Source organism: Embleya sp. NPDC056575 (genome assembly GCF_042793325.1).
Lineage (GTDB): Bacteria > Actinomycetota > Actinomycetes > Streptomycetales > Streptomycetaceae > Embleya.
Map to the genome: position 1 here is coordinate 123,999 of NZ_JBHTVA010000004.1, position 22,281 is coordinate 146,279.

The window sequence follows — 22,281 nt, forward strand, 5'->3', positions numbered from 1 at the left end:
TCGTCGGTCCTCGATCCCGCCGTCGTCGAATCAGTGCTCGATCCCACCGTCGATGAAGTCGAACAGCTCCTCGTCCGTGGCCGCGTCGAACCCCCGGCCGCCGGCCGCGTCGCCGTTCGCGTCGAACCGGCGGCCACCGGACGGAACTTCCGGGCCGCCGATCAGGTCCCGAAGCCGCTCCGCCGCCCGGGCCCGGTCCCCGTCGTCGAGTTGTGCGAGCATCGCCTCGACCCGGTCGATCTCGCCGAGCACCGAGTCCCACGAGACACCGCGCTCGCGGCGCAGCAGGCCGTGCAGGTGCCGGCCCAGGGCCGCCGCGTTGGGATGGCTGAAGATCAGCGTGGCGGGCAGCGTCAGACCCAGTGCGGCGCGCAGTCGGTTGCGCATCTCCAGGGCGGTCAGCGAGTCGAAGCCGAGATCCTTGAACGCCGCTCCCGTCTCGATGGCGGTCGGATCGGCATGACCGAGGATCGCGGCGGCGCAGCCGCGAACCAGGTCGACCAGGGCGCTTTCCCGCTCGTCGTCCGGCAGGTCGAGCAGTCGGCCGAGCAGCGCGGGTGCCGCCTCGGCGGCGCCGACGCGGTGGGTCGGGTCGGCTACCAACGTGGTCAACAGCGCCGGCAGTACTCCCGGTTCGGCCCGGCGCAGCGCCGAGGTGTCCGGCACGAGCGGGATCAGGGCGGGTTCGGACAGGCCCAGGGCCCGATCGAACAGGGCCGTGGCCTGCTCGGTGGGCAGCGGCAGCAGCCCGGCGGCCGGCTCGTCCCCCGGTGCCCAGGCCAGCGCGAGCGCGGGCAGCCCGGCGGCGTGCCGGTGCCGGGCCAGGGCGTCCAGGAAGGCGTCGCCGGCCGCGTGTTCGCCGCGGCCGGAATCGGCGAGTACGCCGTCCAGGGCGGTGCAGAGCACGAAGGCCGACAGGTCGGCGTCGCAGGTGAGTTCGTGCAGGTGTACGGCCGCGTCCACCCGGGCCCGCAGCATGGCCTCGGTGTCCGACCGGGCGCGTCCGGCGGCGTGCACCACGGCGGTCAGCGGGCTGTGCTCGCGGATCGTGGCCAGCAGCTTCGCCAGTTCGGCGCGGTCGGTCACGTCGCATGCGACCACGTCGATCTCCGCGCCCTGCGCGGCCAGTTCCCGGGCAAGCGGCAACCCGGTGGCGGGCCCGCCGGCCAGGATCAGCCGGCGCACCCCGTGGGCGGTCACCAGGTGGCGGGCCAGCAGTACGCCGACCGTGTCGGTGCCGTCGGCCGCGTCGGTCGGCTCGGCCGCGACGGTGACCAACACCGTGCCCTCGGTCCGGAAGTCCGCCGTGCCGCTCTCGCCCGCCGGTATCCGGGCCAGGCCCGGCAGCAACACCGTACCCGCGCGGATCGCGAACTCGGCGCGACCGGCGGCCGCTTCGGCCATCAGCACCGGCCAGGACCCGTCCTCCCCGTCGACGTCGGCGAGCACGAACCGCTCGGGGTCCGCCGCCCGGGCCGCCCGGACCACGCCCCACACCGCCGCCGCCCCCGGATCGGCGACCCGGTCCTCGGGCCGCGCCGACACCGCGTCGTGGGTCACCACGACCAGGCGCGAGGCCGCCAGACGCGGTTCGGCCCGCCACTGCCGCACGGTCTCGCGCACCGCCCGGATCGTGGCCCGGATCGCCTCCGGATCGAGCCCGCCGGCCGGGTCGATCCGCACGGGCAGCGCGACCAGATCCGGAACCGGGACGCCGACCTCGACGGCCGCGATCAGTTCGGCGGCGGTCGGGTAGGCCGGCACCCCGTCCCAGGCCCGCGCGCCGAGCACGGCCCAGCGACCTCCGGCCGCCGCTGTGCCGGTCGGCTCGACCCGGGTCCACTCCCAGCGGGTCAGCCACGGTCGGGCCCGCCCGGCGGCCCGCACCTGACCGGCGGTCCAGGGCCGCAGCGCCACCGACTCGATCCGGGCCACGGATCGGCCCGCCTCGTCGGCCAGTTCGACCTCGACGCCGTCCCCGTCCACGACCCGCAGCCGGATCCGGCCGGCGGTACCGGCATCGCCGCCCAGCGTCACCCCGCGCCAGGCGCCGGCCGGCCGCACCTCGGTCGGTGCGCCGTCATCCGTGTGCTCCGCCCCGGGGGCCAGTCCGTGCAGGGCCGCGTCGAGCAGGGCCGGGTGCAGGCCGAAGCGGGCGGCGCCGCGTTCGGCGTCGGCGGTGCGCGCGACCTCGGCGAACAGCTCGTCGCCGCGCCGCCACGCGGCCCGCAGTCCGGCGAGCGTCGGGCCGTAGCCCAGGCCCAGTTCGGCCAACCGGCGATATACGTCCGCCACATCCAGCGGCGTCGCCCCGATCGGCGGCCACGGCCCGGACTCCTGCTGCGGCCGGTGCGCGCCGGGGGCCACCGTGCCCGAGGCGTGTCGGATCCACGGCTCGGTGGCGGGCGCGTCCTCGGGCCGGGAGTGCACGGTCAGCGCCCGCACACCCGCGTCGTCCGGTGCCTCGACGGTGACCTGGATCCGCACCCCGTCCGCGTCCGGCAACACCAGCGGCTCGTGCAGGGTCAACTCCTCGACCGCCGCACAGCCGAGCGCGCCGCCCGCGCGCAGCGCCAGGTCCACGAACACCGTGCCCGGAACCAGCACTTCGCCGAGCACGAGGTGGTCGGCGAGCCAACCGTGTGTGGTGGTGTCCAGGCGCCCGGTGAACACGGTCGCCGAGCCGTCGGCCAGGTCGACCCCGGCGCCCAGGATCGGGTGCTCCACGGCGAACTGCCCCCAGCCGGCGCCTCCTCGGGCCGGTCCGACGGGCTCCACCCAGTGCCGCCGACGCTGGAAGGCGTACGTGGGCAGCGCGACCCGGCGACCCGGCAGCAGTCCGGCCCAGTCCACCGCGCCGCCGTGCACGAACATCGCGGAGAGCGCGGCGAGCAGCCGGTCGGCGCCGCCGTCCGCGCGGCGCAGCGTCTCCAGGGTGGCGCCGTGCACGCCGAGCGAGTCCAGGGTGTCGCCGAGCGGCACCACCAGGCCGGGGTGCGAGCTGCATTCGACGAACACGGTGTGTCCGTCGGCCGCCGCCGCGCCGATCGCCTCCTCGAACCGCACGGTGCGCCGCATGTTCTCGAACCAGTAGTCGATGTCGAGCAGCGCGTCGTCGGCGAGTCGGCCGCCGGTGACCGTGGAGTACATCGGCACCCGCCCGGGGGTGGGTTCGATGCCCGCGAGCAGGCGTTCCAGGTCGCCGCGTACGGCGTCCATCTGCGGCGAGTGCGACGAGTACGCGGCCGGGATCCAGCGCGCCCGCACTCCCTCTCGCTCGCAGTCGGCCACGATCAGGGCCAAGGCGTCGGTGTCGCCGGACAGCACGGTGTTGGTGGGGCTGTTGATCCCGCCCACGTTCACCAGGTCCCCGGTGCCGGTGCGGGAGATCAACTCCTCGGCCCGCGCGGCGGATACCGCGACCGCCACCATCGCGCCGCGGATCATGTCGGCGGCCTGCACCGCGCGGATCCGCAGCGCGGCGATCCGGGCGGCGTCCGGCAGAGTCAGGTGGCCGGCGACGTACGCGGCGGCGATCTCGCCCTGGGAGTGTCCGATCACCGCGGCCGGTCGCACCCCGCACGACTCCCACCAGCGGGCCAGGCCCACCATCACCGCGAACAGCACGGGTTGCACCACCTCGACCCGGCGCAGCAGTTCCGCCGTCTCCTCGTCGGTGCCGCGCAGCACGTCGAGCAGCGCCCAGCCCGGCAGCAGCGGGTCCATCACCTCGGCGCACTGTGTGACGGTCTGCGCGAAGACCGGGCAGCACGTCAGCAACTCCGCCGCCATGCCCACCCATTGCGATCCCTGGCCGGGGAAGACGAACACCGGCCCCGGCCCGATCGCCGTCGGCGCCTCGCCCGTTGCCGGCGCATCGGCCACCTCACCGAGCGCGGCGACCAGTTCGCCGGTGTCCCGACCCCGGACCACCGCCCGTCGCTCGAACACCGCCCGCCCGCGCACCAGCGAGGCGGCCACGTCGGCCGGGGCGAACTCCGGATGCGCGGCGGCCCAGTCCCGCAGCCGCGCCGCCTGCGCCCGCAACCCGGCCTCGGATCGCGCGGACACCACCCACGGCACGGTTCCCCCGGGCGCGGCGACCGGCGCGGCCTCGACAGGCGCCGCCTCGACCGCGTTCTCCGCCGGCGCCTGCTCGATGATCACGTGCGCGTTGGTCCCGCTCACCCCGAACGAGGAGATCCCGGCCCGGCGCACCCGCTCCCCCGCCGGCCACGCCACCGGCTCGGTGAGCAGCCGCACCTGTCCCGACGCCCAGTCCACATGCGGTGTGGGCGCGTCCACGTGCAACGTCGGCGGCAACGTCCCGTGCCGCAGTGCGAGCACCATCTTGATCACCCCGGCAACCCCGGCCGCGGCCTGGGTGTGCCCGATGTTGGACTTGACCGACCCCAGCCACAGCGGCCGGTCCGCCGGCCGGTCCTGCCCGTAGGTCGCCAGCAGCGCCTGCGCCTCGATCGGGTCGCCGAGCGTGGTCCCGGTGCCGTGCGCCTCGACCGCGTCGACGTCCGTCGCGGCCAGGCCCGCGTTGCGCAACGCCTGCCGGATCACCCGCTGTTGTGAGGGGCCGTTGGGCGCGGTCAGCCCGTTCGAGGCGCCGTCCTGGTTGACCGCCGAGCCGCGCACCACGGCCAGCACCGAATGCCCGCGCCGGCGCGCGTCGGACAACCGCTCGACGAGTACCAGGCCGACGCCCTCGCCCCAGCCGGTGCCGTTGGCCGCCGCCGCGAACGGCTTGCAGCGCCCGTCCGCGGCCAGTCCGCGCTGTCGGCTGAACTCGATGAACGCCTGTGGCGACGTCAACACCGCCACCCCGCCCGCAAGCGCGAGATCGCACTCGCCCGCTCGCAGCGCGTTCGCCGCCAGGTGCAGTGCGACCAGGGACGACGAGCACGCGGTGTCCACGGTCACCGCCGGTCCCTCCAGGCCCAGGACGTAGGAGACCCGGCCCGAGATCACGCTGGTCGCGGTCCCGGTCAGCAGATAGCCCTCCTGGCCCTCGGCCATCGCCTGTGAAGTGCCGTGGTAGTCCTGCGCCATGGCCCCGACGAACACCCCGGTACCGCTGCCGCGCAGCGTGGTGGGGTCGATGCCGGCCTGCTCGAAGGTCTCCCACGCGGTCTCCAACAGGAGCCGCTGCTGCGGGTCCATCGAGGTCGCCTCGCGGGGCGAGATCCCGAAGAACTCGGCGTCGAAGTGCACCGCGTCGGCGACGAATCCGCCTTCGCGCACATACGACTTGCCCGCCCGGTCGGGGTCCGGGTCGAAGAGTGTGTCCAACTCCCAACCCCGGTCCCGGGGGAAGGGCCCGATGGTGTCGGTGCCCTCGGCGAGCATGCGCCACATCTCGTCCTGTCCGGCCACCCCGCCGGGGTAGCGGCAGCCGACGCCCACGATCACGATCGGGTCGTCGTCGGTGTGTGCGGCGGGTCGCTCGGGTTCGGCGACCACGGGCGCGACGCCCAGCAGTTCGGCGCCGACGTGGTCGGCGAGGGCCTGCGGGGTCGGGTGGTCGAAGACCAAGGTGACGGGCAGGCGCAGGCCGGTCGCGGCACCGATGCGGTTGCGCAGTTCGACCGAGGTGAGCGAGTCGAAGCCGAGTGCCTTGAACGGGCGCAGCGGAGCGACCGCGTCCGGGGTGGCGTGGCCCAGGACGGCGGCGGTCTCGGTGCGGACCAGGGTCAGCAGCGTCTGCCGGCGCCGCTCCTCGGGCAGTCGGGCCAGCCGCGCGGCCAGGGACGCGGCGTCCGGCGCGGTGTCGGTGGCGGCGCGGCGTCCGCGCGGGCGGACCAGGTCGCGCAGCAGCGCGGGTACGGTCGGAGCGGCGGCGCGCAGCGCGTCCGGGTCCAGGCGGGCGGGCACGATCGTGGGGCGGTCGGCCGCGCGGAGCGCGTCGTACAGGGCGAGTGCGTGGGCGGTCTCCAGCGCGGCGACGCCGGTGCGGGCGATGCGGTCCAGGTCCTCGGCGCCCAGGTGTCCGGTCATCCCGCTGGCCTGCGCCCACAGGCCCCAGGCGGCCGCGGTCGCGGCCAGCCCGCGGGCGCGGCGGTGCTGGGCGAGCGCGTCCAGGAAGGCGTTCGCGGCGGCGTAGTTGGCCTGTCCGGCACCGCCGAAGGTGCCGGCCATCGAGGAGAACAGCACGAACTCGGCCAGGTCGAGGTCGCGGGTCAGCTCGTGCAGGTTCCAGGCGGCGTGCAGTTTCGGGCGCAGCACCCGGTCCAGCCGCTCGGGAGTGAGCGCGGTCAGCGCCGCGTCGTCGATCACGCCGGCGGCGTGGATCACCGAGGTGAGCGGGTGTTCGGCCGGGATGTCGGCGAGCAGCGCGGCGAGCGCCGCACGGTCGGCGGCGTCGCAGGCCGCGATGGTCACCCGGGCGCCGAGCGCGGTCAGTTCGGCGGACAACTCGGCCGCGCCGTCGGCGTCCCGGCCGCGCCGGCCGATCAGGAGCAGGTGTCGTACCCCGGCGGTGTGTACGAGGTGGCGGGCGAGCAGGCCGCCCAGGGTGCCGGTGCCGCCGGTGATCAGGACCGTGCCCTCCGGGTCGGGGGCGGCGCCGAGGGTGGGCGGCAGGGTCAGCACGATCTTGCCGGTGTGCCGGGCCTGGCTCAGGTGCCGGAACGCGGCGACCGCGCCGCGCACGTCCCACGTGGTCACGGGCAGCGGGTGCAGCACGCCGGTCTCGAAGAGCCGGTACAGGTCGGCCAGCATCTCCCGGATCCGCTCGGCCCCCGCGTCCATCAGGTCGAACGCCCGGTAGTCGCGGCCCGGATGGGCGGCAAGCACCTCGTCCCGGTCGCGGATGTCGGTCTTGCCCATCTCCAGGAATCGGCCGCCGGGCGCGAGCAACCGCAGTGAGGCGTCGACGAATTCGTGCGCGAGCGAGTTGAGCACCACGTCGACCTCGCCGAACCGGTGTGCGAAGTCGAGATCGCGCGAGGACGCCAGATGCGCGGCGTCCAGGCCCTGGCCGCGCAGGGTGGCCCATTTGCCGGGCGAGGCGGTGCCGAACACCTCCACATCCCAGTGCCGGGCCAGTTGCACGGCCGCCATGCCCACTCCGCCGGTGGCGGCGTGGACGAGCAGCGATTCGCCGGCCCGCAGCCCGCCGAGGTCGGACAGGCCGTAGTAGGCGGTCAGGAACACCACCGGGACGGCCGCGGCCTGGGCGAAGGTCCAGCCGGTGGGGATCGGCGCGAGCAGCCGGTGGTCGGCCACGGTGATCGGTCCGGTGCCGCCGCCGAACAGGCCCATCACCCGGTCGCCCGGGGCGAGTTCGGCTACGTCCGGGCCGACCTCCACGACGATTCCGGCGCCCTCGCCACCGGGCGGGCGGGTGTCGGTGACCATGCCGAGGGCGACCACGACGTCGCGGAAGTTCAGCCCGGCGGCGCGGACGGCGATCCGGACCTGTCCGGGCGCGAGCGGGGCCGCCGCGTCGGCGTTCGGGAGCAGCGCGAGCCGGTCCAGGGTGCCGCCCCCGAGCAGGTCGAGCCGCCAGGCCGGGGTGCCTGCCGGCGGGCTCAGGCGCGGTTCGGTCCCGGTGCGGATCAGTCGGGGTGCGGACACGGTGCCCGTGCGGATGGCCAGTTGCGGTTCGCCGACGTCGGCGACGACGGCGCCGCGCAGCGCGGCGAAGGAGTCGGCGTGGTCGTCCAGGTCGACCAGCACGATCCGGCCCGGGTGTTCGGTCTGCGCGGAGCGGACCAGGCCCACGATCGGCGCGGCGACCAGGTCGCACACGTCCTCGCCGTGATGTCCGGCCACCGCGCCCCGGGTCAGCACGACCAGGGTGCATGCGGTGAGGCGGGGGTCGGTCAACGTGCGCTGGAGCAGGTCGAGTACGCGGTGTGCGGCGGCCCGGGCGGTTTCGGGGACGTCGTCCCCGGTCCGGCCGGCGCAGGTGATCAGCAGTACGTCGGCGGGGTCGGGCTCGCCGTCCGCGTGCACCTCGGCGCCGGCCGCGCGCAGCCCGGCCACCGCCTCCAGTTCGTCCGGGCCGAGCAACGACCAGCGGGCGGTGGTGGGTTCGGTGGGGGTGGGCAGCGGGGACCAGTCGACGTGGTGGAGGTCGCGGTGGGCCGGGTCGGCGGCGGGCGCGAGCCGGCCGGCGGTCGCGGGGCGGCCGACCAAGGCGCCGACGGTGGCGACCAAGGCGCCGGTGTGGTCGCTGAGTTCGAGGCCGACGGTGTCCGGGCCGCGGCGTTCCAGGCGGACCCGGAGTGCCGCGGCGCCGACGGCGTGCAGGCGTACGTCGGTCCAGGCGAAGGGTAGGCCGATGGTGCCGTCCCCCGCGGATGTACCACCTTCGGCGGCGCCGGCGGCGTGCAGCGCGGCGTCCAGCAGGGCCGGGTGCAGCGCGAAGTCCCGGGCGCCGTGCGCCTCGTCGCCCGGCGCGACCTCGGCCAGGACCGTGTCGCCCAGGCGCCACGCGGCCCGCACCGCGCGGAAGGCCGGCCCGTACCGGTAGCCCTGTCCGGCCAGCCGCTCGTACAGCCCGTCCACGTCCAGCGCGACGGCCCCGGCGGGCGGCCACGCGGCGTCGGTCGCCGGCGCGGCGCCGGGCCCGTCCGCGACCGGCGCCAGTACCCCGCTCGCGTGCCGCGTCCACGCCTGGTCCGCGGGCGCGTCGTCGGGACGGGAGTGGATGGTCAGCGCGCGGCGGCCCTGCTCGTCCGGCTCGTCCAGCAACACTTGCAGGTGTACGGCGCCGGTGTCGGTGAGTCGCAGCGGGGCCTCGACGGTCAGTTCCTCGATCAGGTCGCAGTCGACCCGATCGCCCGCCTGGAGGGCGAGTTCGACGAACGCGGTGCCCGGGAGCAGCACCGTGTCCAGGATCGTGTGGTCGGCGAGCCAGGGGTGGGTACGCAGCGAGATGCGGCCGGTGAGGATGTGCCGGTCGCCCTCGGCGGGTATCACTGCCGCGCCCAACAGGGGATGTGCCGCCGGGTGCAGGCCGAGGCCGGCCGCGTCGGTGGGCGCCTTGCCCGCCTCCAGCCAGTAGCGCTCGCGTTGGAACGCGTAGGTGGGCAGGTCGACCGGCCGGGGTCGGTGTCCGGCGTGGGTCGCGGACCAGTCCACCGGGACGCCGTGCACGTGCAGGCCGGCCGCGGCGGTGAGGAAACGGGCGAGGGTGTCGGTGTCGCGCTGGAGGCTGCCCACGACCGTCACGTCCGTCCCGGCACGCTGAGCGCTGTCCTCGACGGCGGGCGCCAGCACCGGATGCGGGCTGGTCTCGACGAACACGGTGTGACCGTCCCGCAGCAGGGCGTCGGTGGCCCGGTCGAAGGCGACGGTGGCGCGCAGGTTGCGGTACCAGTACTCGGCGTCGAGCGCGGTGCCCTCGACGGGTTCGCCGGTGACCGAGGAGTAGAAGACCGCTTCGGTGTTGGGTGTGGGCACGATCTCGCCCAGGGCGGAGAGGAGTTCATCGCGGACCTGCTCGACCTGGGCGGAGTGCGAGGCGTAGTCGACCGGGAGCACGCGGGCCCGGATCCCGTCCGCCTCGCAGCGGGCGTGCAGTTCGGCGAGCGCGTCGGCCGTGCCGGAAATCACCACGGCGGCGGGGCCGTTGACGGCGGCGATGCCGAGCCGGTCCGCGAGTCCGGCGAGCAAGCGCCCGATTTGCTCCGGGCCGGCCGCGACGGACATCATCCCGCCGTCGCCGGACAACCCGCGCAGGGCGCGGCTGCGCAGTGCGACGATCCGGGCCGCGTCGTCGAGGGTGAGCGCGCCCGCGATGTGGGCGGCGGCGATCTCGCCCTGCGAGTGGCCGACCACCGAGGCCGGCCGTACGCCCAGCGAGCGCCACAGTTCGGCGAGCGCGACCATCACCGCGAACAACACCGGTTGCACCACGTCGACCCGGTCGAGTGGCGGCGCGTCGGGCTCGCCGCGCAGCACGGCGAGCAACGACCAGTCGGTGTGCGGCGCGAGCGCCGCGTCGCAGTCACGGATCCGGGCGGCGAAGACCGGCGACTCGGTGAGCAGTCGGGCGCCCATGCCGGGCCACTGCGAGCCCTGGCCGCCGAACACGAAGGCGACCCGCCCGGGTTCGCCGGCCACGCCCACCGGTACCGCGGCGTCGGGCCGGTCGGCGCTCAGCGCGTCCAGCCCGGCCCGCAGGCCCGCCGCGTCCTCGGCGACCACCACGGCGCGGTGTTCGAACCGGGATCGGCCGCCGACGAGCGCGTGCGCGATATCGACCGGACCGTACTCGGGGTGCGCGTCCAGGTGTGCGCGCAGCCGCTCGGCCTGCCCGCGCAGCGCCGCCGCGCTCGCCCCGGACAGCGGCCAGGCCAGCGCGGCCGGAGGCGCCGGTGCCGGTTCGGCGGGCGCGGTCGGGGCGGGGTCGCCCTGTTCCAGGATCACGTGCGCGTTGGTCCCGCTGATCCCGAACGACGACACCCCCGCACGGCGCGGACGCCCGGTCCGCGGCCACGGGGTCGCGGCGGTGAGCAGCGAGACCGCCCCCGCCGACCAGTCCACGTGCGGCGAGGGGGCGTCCACGTGCAGCGTCCCGGGCAGTTCGGCATGCCGCATCGCCATGATCATCTTGATCACGCCGGCCACGCCCGCCGCCGCCTGGGTGTGCCCGAGGTTGGACTTGACCGACCCCAGCCACAGCGGCCGATCCGCCGCCCGGTCCTGCCCGTAGGTGGCGAGCAGGGCACGCGCCTCGATGGGGTCGCCCAGCGGCGTGCCGGTGCCGTGCGCCTCCACCGCGTCCACGTCGGAGGGACGCAACTCGGCGTGCGCGAGCGCGTCCCGGATCACCCGCTCCTGGGCGAGTCCGTTCGGCGCGGCCAGGCCGTTGCTGGCACCGTCCTGGTTGATCGCACTGCCGCGAACCACGGCCAGCACCGGATGGCCCAGCCGGCGCGCGTCCGACAGGCGTTCCACCAGGAGCAGTCCGATGCCCTCGGACCACGAGGTACCGTCGGCGCCGGCCGCGAACGACTTGCACCGCGCGTCCGGGGCCAGGCCGCGCTGCCGGGAGAACTCGACGAAGGTGGCCGGGCTGGACATCACGGTCACCCCGCCCGCCAGCGCCAGATCACACTCGCCCCGCCGCAGTGCGTCGGCCGCCAGATGCAGTGCGACCAGGGACGACGAGCAGGCGGTGTCCACGGTCACCGCGGGCCCCTCCAGGCCCAGCGTGTAGGCCACCCGCCCGGACGCGATGCTGCCCGCGCTGCCGTTGCCGAGATAGCCGTCCACGCCCTCCGGCGCGCTGCTCAGTCGCGACGCGTAGTCCGCGTACATCAGGCCCGCGTACACCCCGGTCCGACTGCCGCGCAGCGACCGGGGATCCAGGCCGGCGCGCTCGATCGCCTCCCAGGACGCCTCCAGGAGCAACCGCTGCTGCGGGTCCATGGCCAGCGCCTCGCGCGGCGAGATGCCGAAGAACTCCGGGTCGAACTCGGTTGCCCCATAGAGGAAGCCGCCCTCGCGGACATACGAGGTCCCGGCATGTTCGGGGTCGGGGTGGAACAGCTCGGCCAGGTCCCAGCCCCGATCCTGCGGGAACTCCGAGATGGCGTCGGTGTGTTCCGACACCAGCCGCCACAGGTCCTCGGGGCTCGCGACGCCGCCGGGGAAGCGGCAGCTGATCGCCACCACCGCGACCGGCTCGTCCGACACCGGCCGGGCAACGCTCGCCGCCCGCCCGGGTGTCGGCGCGTCCAGCAGTCGCGCACGCAGGTGTACGCCCACGGCACGCGCGCACGGATGGTCGAACAACATCGTCGCGGGCAGGCGCAGTCCGACCGCCGTGCTCAGCCGGGTGCGCAGTTCCAGCGCCGCCAGCGAGTCCAGGCCCAGTTCGCCGAACGCGCGGTCCGGGTCGATCGTGCGCGCGTCGGCGTGGCCGAGCACTCCGGCCGCGTGGGTGCGGACCAGGTCAACCAACAGCCGGTCCTGCTCGGCCTCGGGCAGCGCGGCCAATCGGCGCACCAGCGAGCGGGCGGTGTCCGAGGTGCGCGCCGGCACGCGCCGGGCCCGGGTCGGCACCAGCCCGCGCAACACGGGCGCCACCCGCTCCTCCGGGCCGCGCAGGATCGCCGGGTCCAGGCGCAGCGCCGTCAGCACCGCCTCGGGCCGCCCGGCCGCCGCGTCGAGCAGTGCGAGGCCCTGCTCGACGGACAACGCCCGCACACCGGCGCCGGCCGCCCGGCGCCGGCCGGTCGCGCTCATCGTCGCGGTCAGCGCACTGCGTTCGGCCCACAACCCCCACTGCAGCGACACGGCCGGTCGACCGAGCGCCCGGCGCCGGCGCGCCAGGGCGTCGAGGGCGACATTGGCCGCCGCGTAGTTGGCCTGCCCGGGGTTGCCGACCAGACCGGCGGCCGAGGAGAACAGGATGAACGCCGACAGGTCGGCGTCGGCGGTGAGTTCGTCCAGGTGCAGCGCCGCGTCGACCTTGGGGCGCAGCACCGCCGTCAGCCGCTCGGGGGTCAGCGCTTCGACCAGCCCGTCGTCGGTCACCCCGGCCAGGTGCACCACGCCGGTCAGCGGGTGGGCGGCCGGGATCGCGGCCAACACGTCGGCCAGCAAGTTTCGTTCGGCCGCGTCACCGGCGGCGAAGGTGACGTGTGCGCCGGCCTCGATCAACTCGGCCCGCAACTCGGCGGCGTCGGGGGCTTCGTCGCCGCGACGGGAGAGCAGGAGGAGGCGGCGCACTCCGTGTGCGCGCACCAGGTGTCGGGCGACCTGCCGGCCCAGGGCTCCGGTGCCGCCGGTGATCAGGACGGTTCCGTCGGCGGTGAAGCCGAAGTCGGCCTTCGGCGCCACGGCCGCTCGGCGCAGGCGCGGGACCCGGATGCGGCCGGCCCGCACGGCCACCTCGGGCTCGACCGCCACGGCGGCGATGGCCTCGGGCGAGATCTCGTCGAGGTCGGCGGCGTCGACGAGCGCGAACCGCTCGGGGTGTTCGGAGCAGGCGGTGCGAAGCAGGCCATGGGTCGCGGCGGCGGCCGGGTCCGGCGCGTCGCCTTCGACGGCGGCGACCGCGTGGCGGGTGCGCACGATCAGGCGGGCCGACTCGAAGCGCTCGTCGGCGAGCCAGGATCGGGCCAGGTCGAGCGCTTGCGCGGCGGCTTGCTGTACGGCTTCGGCGGATGCTCCGGGGATGGCGGTGACCAGGTCGTACAGGACCGTCTCGGGGATCGCCGACTCGGCCAGGGCGGCCAGGTCGGGGTGGTGCGCGGCGCCGAATCGGGCGGCCGTCGAGGCGAGTTCGGGGCCGCCCACCACCACACCGAGCGTGTCCGCCGTGTCCGCCGGCGACAGCGGCGTCCACTCCGGCTCGAACAACTCGCCCGCGTTCGCGTCGGGTTGCGGCAGTCGGTCCCGCGACGGTTCGCGCACCGTCAGGGCCTCGACCGAAACCACCGGTCGGCCCGTCTCGTCGGCGGCCGTCACCGCGATGGTGTCGGGCCCGGTGGGACGCAGCCGCACCCGCAACGTGCGTGCCCCGGACGTGTGCAGCGCCACTCCGCGCCAGGAGAACGGCAGCCGCAGGCGCGGCGCCTCCGCGTCGAACAGGGTCAGGCCCAGCGGGTGCAACGCGGCGTCGAACAGCGCGGGGTGCAGCTCGAACCGGCCGTCGGCGGCGGGCTCGTCGGCCGCGAGCACGATCTCCGCGAACACCTCGTCATCACGACGCCAGGCCGCCTGTACGACCTGGAACGAGGGTCCGTAGTCGACGCCGGTCTCGGCGAACCAGGGGTATAGCGCCGCCGTGTCCATCGCGGTCGCGTCGGCGGGCGGCCAACTCGCCGCGTCCAAGGGGGTGTCCACCTCGGACGACGGCGCCAGGGCCCCGGCGGCGTGCAGCGTCCAAGGCGCCTCCTCCGCCGAATCCGGCCGGGCATGCACCGTGATCGTCCGTGTCCCGCTCTCCTCCGGTACACCGACCCGGACCTGGACCTGCACGGCGCCCGTCGACGGCAGCGCCAGCGGGGCCGACAGGGTCAGCTCGTCGACCCGCGCGCAGTCCAGGAGGCGGCCGACGTGCAGGGCCAGTTCCAGGAATGCCGTGCCCGGCAGCAATACCGCGCCCAGGACGCTGTGTTCGGCCAACCACGGATGGGTGTCCAGAGCCAACCGGCCGGTGAACAGGATTCCCTGGTCGTCCGCCAGGCCCACGACCGCACCGAGCAGCGGATGGTCCACCGCGCCCTGCCCCAGACCGACCGCGTCGCCCGCGTCCACACCGGCGTGCAACCAGAAGCGCCGCCGCTCGAAGGCGTAGGTCGGCAGGTCCACCCGTCCCCCGGGCCCGGAACCGGTCGACAACGCGCCCCAATCCACCGGCGCGCCGTGCACGAACACCCGGGCCAGCGCCTCCACCACACCCGACACGGCGGCTCGACCCCGGCGCCGGGTCGGTACGGCCACCACGTCCTCCGCGCCGGCCGTGCCCTCGACCACCATCGCGGTCAACGCCGCCTCCGGCCCAATCTCCACGAAGGTACGCACCCCTTCGGCGCGCAGCGTGGCGATCGCATCCCCGAAACGCACCGCGCGGCGTACGTGCCGCACCCAGTACTCGGGATCAGCCAACTCTTCGGCGCTCGCGACCCGCCCGGTGGTGTCCGACACCACCGTGACCTCGGGCGCCCTATAGGCCAACCCGCCCAGCACCTCGCGGAGTTCGGCCGTCATCGGTTCCATCAGCGCCGAGTGGAAGGCGTGCGACACCGGCAGGCGCGAGACCCGCCACCCGCGGACCACACAGTCCGGCTCCAGCGCGGCCACCGCCTCGGCGGGTCCGGAGACCACCACACTCGCCGGGCCGTTCACCGCCGCGATCGTCACCCCGGCCGGGCACGACGCCGCCACTTCGGCCTCGCTCGCACCGACGGCGAGCATCGCCCCTCCGCTCGGCAGCGCACTCATCAGCCGAGCCCGCGCCGCGACGAAGACCACCGCGTCCGCGAGCGAGAACACGCCCGCCACATGCGCCGCGACGATCTCGCCGAGCGAATGCCCCACCACGAAGTCGGGCATCTGCCCCCACGAGGTCCACAGCCGGTACAGCGCAACCTCGAACGCGAACAGCGCCGGCTGGGCCACCCCGGTGTCCTGCGCGTCGGCCTCCGACACCCCCTCGGCGCCGAGCACGACGTCCCGCACCGAGAACGGCACCACGTCGTCGAAGGCGGCACACACCTCGTCCAGCGCCGCGGCGAATACCGGGAACGCGCCGTGGAGTTCACGGCCGATACCGAACGCCCGCACCCCCTGACCCGTGCACAGCACGGCCGTCTTCCCCGGCCCGCGACCCACGGCGCCGACCACCGCGCCCTCGGCGCCCGCCACCACTGCGGACAACCCATCGGCCAGCTCGGCGAGATCGGCGCCGGAGACCACCGCCCGGTGGCCGAACAGTGCCCGCTCGCCCACCAACGAGCGGGCCACGTGCGCCGGATCGAGATCCGGGCGGGCTGTGACCCAGTCCCGCAGTCGGGCCGCCTGTTCCCGTACCGCTGCCTCGGACCGCGCCGACACCACCCAGGTGTGCCGCCCACCGAGCCCGGAGTCGGCCGGCCCAGCGGGCACTTCGGTCACCGGTGGCGGCTCTTCCAGCACCACGTGTGCGTTGGTCCCGCTGATCCCGAACGACGACACACCCGCCCGGCGCACCCGCTCGCCCGCCGGCCACGCCACCTCGTCCGCCAACACCTCGACCCGCCCGGCCGACCAATCCACATGCGGCGTCGGCTCGTCCACATGCAACGTCCGAGGCAACACCCCATGCCGCAACGCCAACACCATCTTGATCACCCCGGCCACACCCGCAGCCGCCTGAGTGTGCCCGATGTTCGACTTCACCGACCCGAGCCACAACGGCCGATCCCCCGGCCGGCCCTGCCCGTACGTGGCCAACAACGCCTGCGCCTCGATCGGATCACCGAGCGTGGTCCCGGTCCCGTGCGCCTCCACCGCGTCCACATCGACCGGCGACAAACCGGCGCCGCCCAACGCCTGCCGGATCACCCGCTGCTGCGAAGGCCCATTCGGCGCGGTCAGGCCATTCGACGCACCGTCCTGGTTCACCGCCGACCCACGCACCACCGCCAACACCGGATGCCCATTGCGCCGCGCATCCGACAACCGCTCCACCAGCACCAACCCGACACCCTCACCCCATCCGGTGCCGTCCGCCGCCGCCGCGAACGACCGGCACCTGCCGTCGGACGACAGGCCGCGCTGTCGGGAGAAGTCGAGGAACACACTGGGCGTCGACATCACGGTGACGCCACCCGCCAGGGCCAGTTCACACTCGCCCGACCGCACCGCGTTCACCGCCAGGTGCAGCGCCACCAGGGACGACGAGCACGCCGTGTCCACGGTGACCGCCGGTCCCTCCAGACCGAACGTGTAGGCCACCCGGCCCGAGGCGACACTGCCCACGTTGCCGTTGCCGATGTAGCCCTCCAGCTCGTCCGGCACCTTCCGCAACCGGCCGCCCGCGTAGTCGTAGTAGATGGCGCCGGCGAACACCCCGGTCCGGCTGCCGCGCAGCGAGGTCGGATCGATGCCCGCCCGCTCGAACGTCTCCCACGCCGTCTCCAGGAGCAACCGCTGCTGCGGATCCATCGCCAACGCCTCACGCGGCGAGATCCCGAACAGGTCCGGGTCGAAGTCGGCGGCCGTGTCGACGAATCCGCCGGTGCGCACGTAGGTGCTGCCGGGTCGGTCCGGGTCCGGGTCGAAGATGCGCTCGATGTCCCAGCCACGATCGGTGGGGAAGTCGGTGAGCGTGTCCACCCCACGGGCCACCACGTCCCACAGGTGTTCGGGCGCGGTGATCCCGCCGGGGAATCGGCAGCCCATGCCGACGATCACGATCGGATCGTCGCCGGCGTCGGAACCCACCGACGACACCACCTGCGCCCCGGCGGTCGAGCCGACCGGGCCGGCCTCCTCCTCGGCGAGCCGATCACACAACCACCGGCCCAGGACCACCGGGCTGGGGTAGTCGAAGACCAGCGTGGCGGGCAACCGCAGTCCGGTTGCCGTGTTCAACCGATTGCGCAGTTCCAGGCCGGTGAGCGAATCGAAGCCCAAATCGCGGAACGCCCGTGTCTCGTCGATCTCGGTCGCGTCGGCGTGGCCGATGACGGCGGCGGCATGCGCGCACACCGCCCGGATCAGCGTCTGCTCCCACTCGGCCGCCGAGACACCGACCGGACGACGGCGCAGCTCGGCCGCCGAACCCGTCGTCGCAGACCGCCGGTTGGGTATCCGGGCGAGGCCGCGCAGCAGCGTGGGCACCACCGATCCGGCGGCGCGTAGCACCGCGAGGTCCATCCGGACCACGGTCGGCGTCGGTTCGGAATGGTTCGTCGCCGCGTCGAACAGGGCCAACCCCTGTTCCGGGGCCAGGGGCAGTACACCCAGGCGCGCCATCCGCTGCCGGTCGGCGTCGCCGAGCCCCGCGGTCATCTCACTGGTCGGCGCCCACCAGCCCCACGCCAACGAGCTGCCGGGCAGGCCCTCGCGGCGCCGGCGGCGGGCGAGCGCGTCGAGAAAGGCGTTGGCCGCCGCGTAGTTGCCCTGCCCGGGGTTGCCGAGCACACCCGCCGCGGAGGAGAACAGCACGAACGCGGTCAGGTCCAGGTGCCGGGTCGCCTCGTGCAGGTTCCACGCGGCGTCCACCTTCGGGCGCAACACCGCGTCCAGCCGGTCGGCGGTGAGGGACTGCACGACGCCGTCGTCCACCACGCCCGCCGCGTGGATCACCGCCGTCAGCGGGTGTTCGGCGGGGATCGCCGCCAACACCCGCTCCAGCGTGGCGCGGTCGGCGGCGTCGCCGGACACGCAGGTCACCTCGGCGCCGAGCGCCGCGAGTTCCGCGACCAGGTCCGCCGCGCCGGCGGCCGTCCCGCCGCGCCGACTCAGCAACAGCAGCCGGCGCACGCCGTGGTGGGTGACCAGGTGCCGGGCAAGCAGCGTGCCCAGGGTGCCGGTGCCGCCGGTGATCAGGACCGTGCCGTCGGCAGCGGGCGCGAATCCGGCCGATCCGCCGCCCGCGGGGGCTCGAACCAGACTCGGTACCAGAGCCGTTCCGTCCCGCAGAACCAGCTGATCCGCACCGGTCCGCAGTCCGCGGGCGAACTCCGGGCCGGGGTCGGCGACGGAGTCCGCGTCCACCAGGACGAAGCGCCCGGGGTGTTCGGACTGGGCGGAGCGGACCAGGCCCCAGACGGCCGCCGAGGCGGGGCGTATCTGCTCGTCCGCGACCGCGACCGCGCCGGAGGTGACGAACACCAGCCGAGAGTCGGCGAACCGCTCGTCCGTAAGCCAGTCCCGAAGCACCGACAACACCTGCCGGCCGGCGGTGTGCGCCGCCGCCACGGGATCCGCGTCGTCGACCGACACGGGCACAACCACCAGAGCCGGTACGTCGGTTCCGGTGCCGACAGCCGTCGTCAGCGCGGCGAGATCGGCCACACCGTCGCCGCCCGACAGGGTCACGCTCGGCGCGTCGGCATCGACATCCGGTAGCTCCAACGCGGTCCACGCGAGCGTGAACAGGGAGTCGCGGACCAAAGCATCGGGCGTCCGCAACCCATCCGCCGAGACCGGGCGAATGGTCAGCGACTCGATCGCCACCACCTCCCGGCCGCCCTCGTCCCACGCCCGGACCGACACCTCGCCGGAAGCCGAGGGCGAACCGGCAGCCGACCCCGACGCCGAGCGCACCAGCCGAACCCGCAACCGTCGCGCCCCGGGCACACCCGCCCGAATGCCCCGCCACACGAACGGCAGCCCGGCCACGATCTGCGCGTCGGCACCGGCCGCGACCACCAGCGGATGCAACGCGGCATCGAGCAGCGCCGGGTGCAGCGCGAACCGGTCCGCGTCCGCGCCCCCCTCCTCCGGCAACTCCACCTCGGCGAACAACTCGTCGCCCCGCACCCGGACCGACCGCAGCCCCTGGAACACCGGGCCGTAGTCGAAGCCCGCCACCGCCAGCCGCTCATAGGCGTCGTCGACCCCGACCACCGTGGCACCCGGCGGCGGCCACGGCCCGACCGGCGCCTCCTCGGCCCGCTCCTCGCCCGCCGCTACCAGCACCCCCGAGGCGTGCCGAGTCCACGGGTGCTCCGGCGGCGCGTCCTCGGCTCGCGAGTGCACGTCGACGGTCCGCGCCCCGTCGCCGCCGTCGCCGTCCGCCGCACCGACCACCACCTGTACCAGGACGCCCGAGGCGTCCGGCAGCACGAGCGGCGTGTGCAGGGTCAGTTCCTCGATCGCCGGGTAGCCGACCTCGGTACCGGCGCGCAGAACCAGGTCCAGGAACGCCGTCCCGGGCACGATCACCGTGTCGAGCACGGCGTGGTCGGCCAGCCACGGTTGGGCGGTCGTCGACAGCCGCCCGGTGAACACGGTGCCCGCGTCGCCGGCCAGGTCGACGGCGGCGCCGAGCACCGGATGCGTCACCGCCCGCTGCCCCCAGGCCACGCCGCCGCCCGCGGGCGATTCGGCCTCGGCCCAATAGCGGCGATGTTGGAAGGCGTACGTGGGCAGGTCGGCCCGCCCCTCGCCCGGAAACAGTGCGGCCCAGTCCACCGGCACACCCGCGACGAACGCCGCCGAGAGCGCGGCGACCAGCCGATCGGGGCCGCCGTCGTCCCGCCGTAACGTCTCCAGGACCGTGCCGTCGTCGACGCCCAACTCCTCGAGGGTGTCCGCGAGCGGCACGACCAGGCCCGGATGCGGGCTGCACTCGACGAAGGCGACGTGTCCGTCGGCAACGGCCGCCCCCACGGCGGTGGTCAGCCGTACCGTTCCACGCAGGTTCTCGAACCAGTAGCCGGCGCCCAACTCGGCCGGGTCCGTGACGGCTTCCCCGGTCAGCGTCGAGTACATCGGCACCCGACCCGCCCGCGGCGTCACCTCGGCCGACAAACGCTCGACCTCGTCCCGAACCACCTCCATGTGCGCGGAATGCGACGCGTAGTCCACGGGGATCCACCGGGCCCGCACGCCTTCACGCTCACACGCGTCGACGACGGCGGCCAGTGCCTCACGGTCCCCGGAAAGCACGACGCCGCGCGGCCCGTTGACGGCCGCGAGCGACAATCCGGCGGACCCGGCGACCAGTTCCTCCGCCCGCTCGACGGACACCCCCACGGACACCATGCCGCCACCGGCCGCCGCGATCCCGCGCAGCGCCCGACTGCGAAACACCACGATCCGTACTGCATCGGCCAGGGACAGACAACCCGCCACATGCGCGGCCGCGATCTCCCCCTGCGAATGCCCGATCACCGCACCCGGCCGCACCCCACACGACTCCCACCACCGCGCAAGCCCCACCATCACCGCGAACAACGCCGGCTGAACCACATCCACCCGCTCGGCCAACGCCTCGCCACCCGCACCACGCAACACATCCAACAGCGACCAATCCGCCACCAACGGATCCATCACCGCCGCACACTCCGCCACCGCACCCGCAAACACCGGAGAGCACTCCAACAACCCGGCCGCCATCCCCACCCACTGCGACCCCTGACCCGGAAACACGAACACCGGACCGGGTCCGGCGAACATCGACCGCCCGCCGCCGAGTTCACCGCCGTCGGCCACCTCGCCGACGCGCACGGCGAGTTCGGCGACGTCGCGCCCGCGCACCACGGCGCGACGTTCCAGCACCGCGCGCCCTGTCGCCAACGACCGGCCCACGTCGACCGGATCCGCCTCGGGGTGCTCGGCCAGCCAGTCCCGCAGTCGCCCCGCCTGCGCACGCAACGCCGCCTCGGACCGGGCCGACAACACCCACGGCAGGACACCGCCGATGCCCGTGGACTGGGGCCCCTCCACGACACCGTCGTCACCGTCCGACGGCGCCTCCTCCACCACCACGTGCGCGTTCGTCCCGCTCGCCCCGAACGACGACACACCGGCCCGGCGCGGCCGGTCCGACCTCGGCCACGGCACGGGCTCGGTGAGCGGTTCCACCCGCCCGGCCGACCAGTCGATATGCGGGGAGGGCGCGTCCACGTGCAGCGTCCTGGGCAGCACACCGTGCCGCAGGGCCAACACCATCTTGATCATCCCGGCCACCCCCGCGGCGGCCTGGGTGTGTCCGATGTTGGACTTGATCGACCCGAGCCTCAGCGGCCGATCCGCGGGCCGATCCTGCCCGTAGGTAGCCAACAGCGCGTGTGCCTCGATGGGGTCGCCGAGCGTGGTCCCGGTGCCGTGCGCCTCCACGGCGTCCACGTCACCGGTCACCAGTCCGGCGCTCTGCAGGGCCTGCCGGATCACCCGCTCCTGTGCCGGCCCGTTCGGCGCGGTCAGCCCGTTCGACGCGCCGTCCTGGTTGATCGCCGAACCGCGCAGCACGGCCAATACCGGATGCCCGTTGCGCCGCGCGTCGGAGAGCCGTTCGATCAGGAACAGGCCCGCGCCGTCGGAGAGGATGAACCCGTCGGCCGCGGCCGAGAACGGCTTGCACCGGCCGTCGCGGGCCAGTCCGCGCTGCCGGCTGAAGTTGACGAAGATCTCCGGCGTGCACATCACCGTCGCGCCGCCCGCCAGGGCCAGGTCGCATTCCCCCGACCGCAGTGCGTTGCTCGCCAGGTGCAGCGCCACCAGGGACGACGAGCACGCCGTGTCCACGGTCACCGCCGGCCCCTCCAGGCCGAGGATGTACGCCACCCGACCCGCCAGCAGGCTGGCCCCGTTGGCCATGCCGAGCGTGCCGTCCCGGCCCTTGGCGGTTCGGGCCAACACGCTCGTGTAGTCGAGGCCGTTGATCCCGGTGTAGATCCCGGTCCGGCTGTGCCGCAGTGACGTCGGGTCGATGCCCGCGCGCTCCACCGCCTCCCACGAGGTCTCCAGAAGCAGCCGCTGCTGCGGGTCCATCGCCGCCGCCTCGCGCGGCGAGATGCCGAAGAACTCGGCGTCGAAGTCCGCGACGTCGTAGAGGAATCCGCCCTCGCGGACGTACGACGTGCCCGGGCGGTCGGGATCCGGGTCGTACAGCCCGTCGAGGTCCCAGCCCCGGTCGGTCGGGAACTCGCCGATCGCGTCGCCGCCTTCGGCGACGAACCGCCACAGGTCCTCCGGCGTACGCAGACCGCCGGGGAAGCGGCAGGCCATGCCCACGATCGCGATCGGCTCGCGCTGCCGGTCCTCCAACTCGCGCACCCGGCGATGCGCGTCGCGCGCGTCGGTGATGGCCTTCCGCAGGTACGAGCGCAGTTTCTCTTCCGACTCAGCCACGTTGCCTCTACTCCT

1 protein-coding gene is annotated in these 22,281 nt (G+C 74.6%); it reads right to left on the reverse strand.

Translation table 11 applies throughout. The features are described from left to right. Window positions 1-30: 30 nt before the first annotated feature. Complete coding sequence (locus ACFRCG_RS04210; RefSeq protein WP_380028574.1) at window positions 31-22,266, reverse strand: SDR family NAD(P)-dependent oxidoreductase; 22,236 nt, start codon at window positions 22,264-22,266, stop codon at window positions 31-33. Window positions 22,267-22,281 lie beyond the last annotated feature (15 nt).